The sequence below is a fragment of the Rhodococcus sp. PSi06 genome (assembly GCF_054960675.1).
Genome location: NZ_JBHNYO010000027.1, coordinates 1 through 5,840, shown reverse-complemented (window position 1 = coordinate 5,840; position 5,840 = coordinate 1). Strand labels below are relative to the sequence as shown.

Below are 5,840 nucleotides of genomic sequence, written 5' to 3'. Positions count from 1 at the left end.
GCGGGGAGTTCGACGTTCTTGTTCTCGATATCATGCTGCCGGGCAGACATGGGTACGACATCGTGCGGGATCTCCGCGCTCAGGGCGTGTGGACGCCGATTCTGATGCTCTCGGCCAAGGACGGTGAATACGATCTGGCCGATGCGTTCGATCTCGGCGCGGACGACTATCTGGTCAAACCGTTTTCCTTCGTCGTCCTGGTTGCGCGCTTACGCGCTCTGGTCCGACGTGGTGCTCCTGAACGCCCTGCGGTGCTCGCGGCCGGTGATCTCGAGTTGGATCCCGCGCGTCACCGTGTCACCCGGGGCGGTACGGAACTGGCGCTGACCCCGCGTGAATACAGCGTGCTCGAGTTCCTGATGCGGCGCAGCGGCGTCGTGGTCACCAAGTCCGAGATCGTCCGGTCGGTGTGGGACGTCAACTACGACGGGGACGAGAACATCGTCGAGGTCTACATCGGGTATCTCCGGAAGAAGGTCGATCAGCCCTTCGGGCGCAAAAGCATCGAGACGATACGTGGAGTCGGATACCGGCTGGCAGGAGACTGAGTGCCATGAGAGCTATCGGTACCTCCGTCGACACTCTGCGGCCACGATCGTGGACGGTGCGGGTGAGATCCGCGGTCGCCTCGACCGTGGTCCTGGCCGTGTGCCTGATCGCGGCGGGTGGCGCATTGATCGGTATCCTCTACAGCTCACTCGAATCCTCCGCTCGCACGGCCGCTGACACCCGGGCCGTACAGGTCAGCGAGCAACTCGAGACCGATCTTCCCGCGCAAATTGACGAGTCGTCATTGGCAACAGACGGCCAGATCGGCATAGTGCAGGTCGTCGACGGGAGCGGGGCGGTAACGGCCTCCTCGCGGGCGGATGGCGGACGTCCATTGTCCACGGTCGAGGTCGCACCCTCGACCACGCGGGATCTCGGCCGCATCGAACAGGGCGATGACGGTGACTTCTGGGTCACAGCTCGCGGCGCGGAGACCGCGGCCGGGCCGGTGACGGTACTGGTCGGGGCCGACCGCGAGCCGGTGGAAAAAGTGGTGTCCACCGTCGCGATTCTGCTCGCCATCGTCGGTCCGGTCGTGGTCGCTTTGGTCGCGCTGGCGACATACCGTCTCGTCGGTGCGGCGTTGAGCCCAGTCGAACGCATCCGCACCCGCGTCGCCTCGATCTCGAACAAAGATCTGGGAGAACGTATCCCGGTGCCACAATCCCGCGACGAGATCGCGCGACTCGCAGCGACGATGAATCGGATGCTCGAGCGGCTCCAGGCCGGACAACGCGCGCAACAACGATTCGTCAGCGATGCCTCCCACGAGCTTCGTAGCCCGCTGTCAACCATTACTGCCGCTCTCGAGCTCGCCGCAGAAAGGCCGGAGCTGATCGATGCCTCGCTGATCGACGAATCGTTGTTACCCGAAGCGCGTCGGATGCGCCGACTGATCGAAGACCTTCTCCTGCTTGCTCGTTCGGACGAGAAGCAATCACCGCTCGGCGCGGTCGACGTCGACCTCGACGATGTGCTGTACGAGGAAGGCAAACGGATCGACGCAATGACGGATCTGACTGTGGGAACGTCGATCGTTCCGGTCCGGGTAACCGGAGATCAACCCGCGTTGGCGAGAATGGTGCGCAACGTTGTCGACAATGCTGTTCGACACGCCGTCACTCGAATCGAATTGTCCTGCACACCGTCCGGAGGGTCCGCTGTCATCGTGATCGATGACGACGGCCCGGGGATCCCCGAACAACAGCGTGAACGAGTCTTCGATCGGTTCGTACGGTTGGATGCATCCCGCACACGCGACGAAGGCGGTGCCGGTCTCGGATTGGCCATCGTCGCCGGCACCGCCGCCGCCCACACAGGCTCGGTGACGGTTTCCCGTTCCCCGCTCGGAGGAGCACGCTTCGAGATCAGAATTCCGACGCATCAGCCCAGCGGATCGAAGGAACTCACCTGATATCGCCGAGATGGCTCTACGGTCTCGTTCGGTCCGGTGAGTGCAACGCCAATGCCATCCGCGGACACAGGTCGACGGCCTTGAGCGCATTACCCAGAGATCTCGAGGGGACGGTCGGATCAGGTGTTGCAGACAGCGGATATCCCCACTCGTCGCGGGACAGGATCTCGGGGAGCAGTTCGGTGCACAGGCCCCGGCCGTCGCAGCGCGTCCAGTCGATGTGAAGCCTGGACTCTGAAGTTCTGTCGAGTTTCACCAGGTTCTCCGCAGTCGCGCTGTTGCCTCGCAGTGGCCGGTGCTGTGCATGCGCACGTCGTCGGCGAATGCGGTCAAGGCCGACAGGACGAGCCGTACGGTTCCGTCGGGATGGTGGCATGCACCGCGCCCGTCGACGAGTCCGGCATAGCGGCGGATCTCGTGGATCGTCTGTTCACCGGGACGGTGGTAGGCGAGGTCGGCGAATTCCGACGCCAGCCGGGGAAGCCCGTTCAGGCAGGGCCCGCATTGCCCAGCGCTTTCCCGTGCAAGGTAGTCGACTATGTCGGCCGTGGCACGAAGACCGCAGGTGTCGACTGCCAGCGCGTGTACCACCCCCGCTCCCGGACTAGCGCCTATCGCGGCGAGAGATTCTCTCGAGAGGCGTCGCCCTGCGAGGTCCGCTCGGTTGATCCAGGTTCCGTGATAACCGCCGACCAGCACGGCGCGAGTGTTGTCCATGTCCGCTCGTCCGATATCGCCGACAACCCACTCGAGTGGGCTTCCGATCGGTACCTCGACAACGCCGGGGTTGTTCACTGCGCCGGACAACGTCACGAGCATCGTTCCAGGTTCGCTCGTAGTTCCTGACGATCGGAACCAGTCGACGCCGAATCGCGCAACGGTGGCGACGTGCGCGAGAGTTTCGACATTGTGCACGAGAGTCGGACGTCCCTTCATTCCCGATTTCGAAGACGATGCCAGTGAGGACCGCGGAATCGGTGGCTTGCCCTCGACCGCCGCGATCAGAGCCGTCTTCTCCCCGGAGACGAAGCGTCCGGCGGACACGACGACGTGGACGTCGGTGCGATCCCAACCACTGTGTCGCCGTTCGGTGATGGCGCTGCGCAACCGGTCGGTATTCGGGGCCGGTACGACAAGGAATGCGTCGGTCGCACCCACTGCTTCCGCGGCGATCGCCAGGCCGTCGAGAACGAGGTGTGGTGAATCGGATAGTAGGACAGCGTCTTTGCTGCTCATCGGTTCCCCCTCGGATCCGTTCGCAATCACTACGGGTCGGCGACCGGTGATGGCGGCCATCTTCGCCCCGGTAGAAAAACCTGCGCCACCGCGCCCGGCCAGGCCGGAACGTGAGATAGCCGTGATGACCGAATCGTCGCCGGCAGGCACCGGCCCGAACGTGTGCGCATGTCGGTCGAGGTCGAACCCGGCACCGGACAAAATGTGAGTGAGGCTGGAGGTCGTCATTGCTGTGCTCCTGCTCTGGAGTGGTGGAATTCGAGAAAATCGTGGCGGAGCCGGAACGTCGTCGCTGCCGTCACCAGTACCGCGCACCCTGCAGCAATGGAAAGGAACCATGCGTGTCCGACGTCCGTTCCGTTCCCCAGGGCGTGAGCGAGGGCAATCGGCCACAAGGCATACGCCGACCAGTGAACGACCCGAAATGTTCTGTGCCCCAATCGGTGCCTCAGCAGAGCAGTGGCGACGACAACGATGATCAGATCTACGGCGAGGGTGCCGAGCCCGAGCCAGAACGGCCGGTAGCGCCCGAGAAACGGGACCACTGAGTCGACGACGTTCAGCTGTGCGTAGGGATCGAAAAGCAGTGCACCCACATGAATCACGATGAGCAGCGATCCCAGTAGAGATGTGTTCTTGTGGAGTTCCACGACGCCGAATCGTGGCAACGTAAGAATCGGTCGCCCCGATCGCGTCACCGTTCCCGATGCCATGGAGAGGGTGAGTATCAACAACGCCGCGATGCCGGTTCCCCGTCCGAGTGCCCACAGTGCTTGATCCATCAGTCCTCCTCGGTGTTCGGATGTCCACTGTGGGAACTCTTCTCGAGCCATCCGGGTGTCACTGTCGTGTCACCGTCGGCATCGATCATTCGCGCGGGAAGGCCGATGTCTGTCAACCATCGCACGGCGGCCGAACCTTTCACGACGGCGGCGGTACTGGCCGTGTTGGCCAGAAAACAGCTCTGTGCGGCGACAGTGACTGTGCGCCAGATTGGTTCGACGGGGACCAAGAGCTGCGGATCGAGGATGTGATGTGCAGTCTTTCCGCCTTTCGACCATCGCCTCCGCTGGGTGCTCGACGTGGCAACTCCGACGCCGGACCCGATGGTGACGTTCGTCGAAGGTTGGTTGTCACCGTCGGCCACTCGAATCTGCCATCCCGTGCTCGGCGGCGGACCGCTCGTCGAGATGTCACCTCCGATAGACACGAGAACTCCGCAGCCCAGTTCGGACGCGACGAGTGCGGCACAGCGGTCGGCTGCCAGCGCTTTCGCGGTCGCTCCCAGATCGAGAACAACACCCTCCGGAACCGTGAGCATGCCGTCGTGCAGGGTCACCATTGTCCAGTCGGCGCGGCGTACGACGGAGACGGTTGCGGAGTAACCCCCGGTGGGTGGTTCGAGCAGTGAGAAGTCCCTGTCGTAACCCAGGTCGATCATCGCTGAGCCGAGCGTCGGGTCCACTGCACCGTCGGTGATGTCGGCTGCGTGCAGCGACGCGAGCACGAGGTCGGCGAGTACGGCACTGACGGGGGCGGGTCGGACATGTGATCCCGTCAGGTTCATGATTTCGGAATCGGGCCGGAACCTGCTGCATGCGTGGTCGACCGCGTCGAGTTCGCTGCGCACCAGCGACTCCGCGGCCTCGAGCGACCTCGGGTCGGTCACGACAAGATGAACGTCGGTGCTCCACATCTGCCAGCGGGACTCGGCTATCGAGTTCTTCTCGGCGACGACAGTCATGAGCCGTGGGTCGTGCTGTGTGGTGTTCCGGATCCCGATGAGACGCGCGGCGAGGTACCGAACGGGTTCGGGGACGAGGTGGTCCCATTGTCCGACTGCGTTGTCGAAGTCGTTTCCGAGACGCTCGCTGCGTTGGCTGTATCGGTGTTCTGAGTATCGAGGAATGCCAGTGCCGAGGTTCCGATCACGACGGCGACCCCGACTCCTGCCACTGCCGCAGTAGCGATACGTGCTCTGCGGAAGCCGGATTCCGGTGTAATCATGTGAGGCCTTTCCGAGGTCTGCCCGCGTGGTCGAGGGGCTCGAGATCCAGAGTGTGGGAGCTTCCTGGGACGACGCTGTTCGTTCGCTGCAACTCGGGTGCGAACGTCCAGAGAACACCCTGCGTGACCACGTGTTGTTCGGCGTACGTCGACCGCTGGATGGACATGGCTTCATGGTGCCCACCGGCCGCTGAAGAAGCGCTGAGAGTGGTTCTGTCCTCGACCTGGTCTGAGACTGATGCAGGCCACGCCACATACTCGACCGGTGAGTTCTTCCTTGGCCCAGCCTGGTCTGCCGCTCGTGGTTCTCTGTTGCGTGATGGTGACGCTCGCTGGGGTCATCTATCGGGTCTCGTCGATCGGTCGAATGATCACCGCTCCGGCTGCTGCTCTGCGCGGCTTCGTTCAATTGGCGGCGATTTCGTTGATTCTCGCTGCGGCGCTCGAGCATCTGTGGTCGTCGTTGCTGGTGCTGCTGGTGATGTTCGGGGCTGCGGCGTTCACGTCGATTCGGCGTTCGGAGTCGGGGAGGTCCGGTATCTGGCTCGTGGTTCCCCTGGCGGTGGGTGTCGGGATCGTGGTCCCGTTGTGCTTGCTCACCGGTGTCGTTCCGGCGCAGGGCATCTCGATTGTT

7 protein-coding genes are annotated in these 5,840 nt (G+C 63.4%); 3 read left to right on the top strand and 4 right to left on the bottom strand.

Annotated elements, in window-relative coordinates; translation table 11 throughout:
- Both ACFI9K_RS24840 and ACFI9K_RS24835 read left to right on the top strand, forming a co-directional pair.
- Positions 1 to 548, top strand: a 548-nt coding sequence (locus ACFI9K_RS24840) for a winged helix-turn-helix domain-containing protein (protein ID WP_462665975.1), incomplete at its 5' end; no start/stop codon positions are given.
- A gap of 5 nt (positions 549 to 553) precedes the next feature.
- Positions 554 to 1,963: a sensor histidine kinase gene (locus ACFI9K_RS24835; protein ID WP_462665974.1), complete on the top strand. Its 1,410-nt coding sequence runs from the start codon at positions 554 to 556 to the stop codon at positions 1,961 to 1,963.
- Between the two features lie 16 nt (positions 1,964 to 1,979).
- Here the strand turns inward: ACFI9K_RS24835 and ACFI9K_RS24830 are convergent, their stop codons facing one another.
- Genes ACFI9K_RS24830 through ACFI9K_RS24815 form a run of 4 tightly spaced genes read right to left on the bottom strand, consistent with a single transcriptional unit; the run spans position 1,980 to position 4,943 of the window.
- The gene (locus ACFI9K_RS24830; RefSeq protein ID WP_206498266.1) at positions 1,980 to 2,219 is read right to left on the bottom strand and encodes a ferredoxin; all 240 of its coding nucleotides are present in this window, start codon (positions 2,217 to 2,219) and stop codon (positions 1,980 to 1,982) included.
- Positions 2,216 to 3,427 carry an NADH-ubiquinone oxidoreductase-F iron-sulfur binding region domain-containing protein gene (locus tag ACFI9K_RS24825; RefSeq protein ID WP_032379304.1) on the bottom strand — a complete coding sequence of 404 codons (1,212 nt, stop codon included), beginning with the start codon at positions 3,425 to 3,427 and terminating at the stop codon, positions 2,216 to 2,218. The genes ACFI9K_RS24830 and ACFI9K_RS24825 overlap by 4 nt, the downstream gene beginning before the upstream one ends.
- The gene (locus ACFI9K_RS24820) at positions 3,424 to 3,981 is read right to left on the bottom strand and encodes a ferric reductase-like transmembrane domain-containing protein (protein WP_032368256.1); all 558 of its coding nucleotides are present in this window, start codon (positions 3,979 to 3,981) and stop codon (positions 3,424 to 3,426) included. Before ACFI9K_RS24820 ends, ACFI9K_RS24825 begins: the two co-directional genes overlap by 4 nt.
- Positions 3,981 to 4,943: an FAD:protein FMN transferase gene (locus tag ACFI9K_RS24815; protein ID WP_462665973.1), complete on the bottom strand. Its 963-nt coding sequence runs from the start codon at positions 4,941 to 4,943 to the stop codon at positions 3,981 to 3,983. The genes ACFI9K_RS24820 and ACFI9K_RS24815 overlap by 1 nt, the downstream gene beginning before the upstream one ends.
- 528 nt (positions 4,944 to 5,471) lie before the next feature.
- Between ACFI9K_RS24815 and ACFI9K_RS24810 the strand changes: the two genes are divergently transcribed.
- Positions 5,472 to 5,840 (top strand): ABC transporter permease (locus tag ACFI9K_RS24810; protein WP_462665972.1); only part of this gene is annotated, 369 nt, incomplete at its 3' end.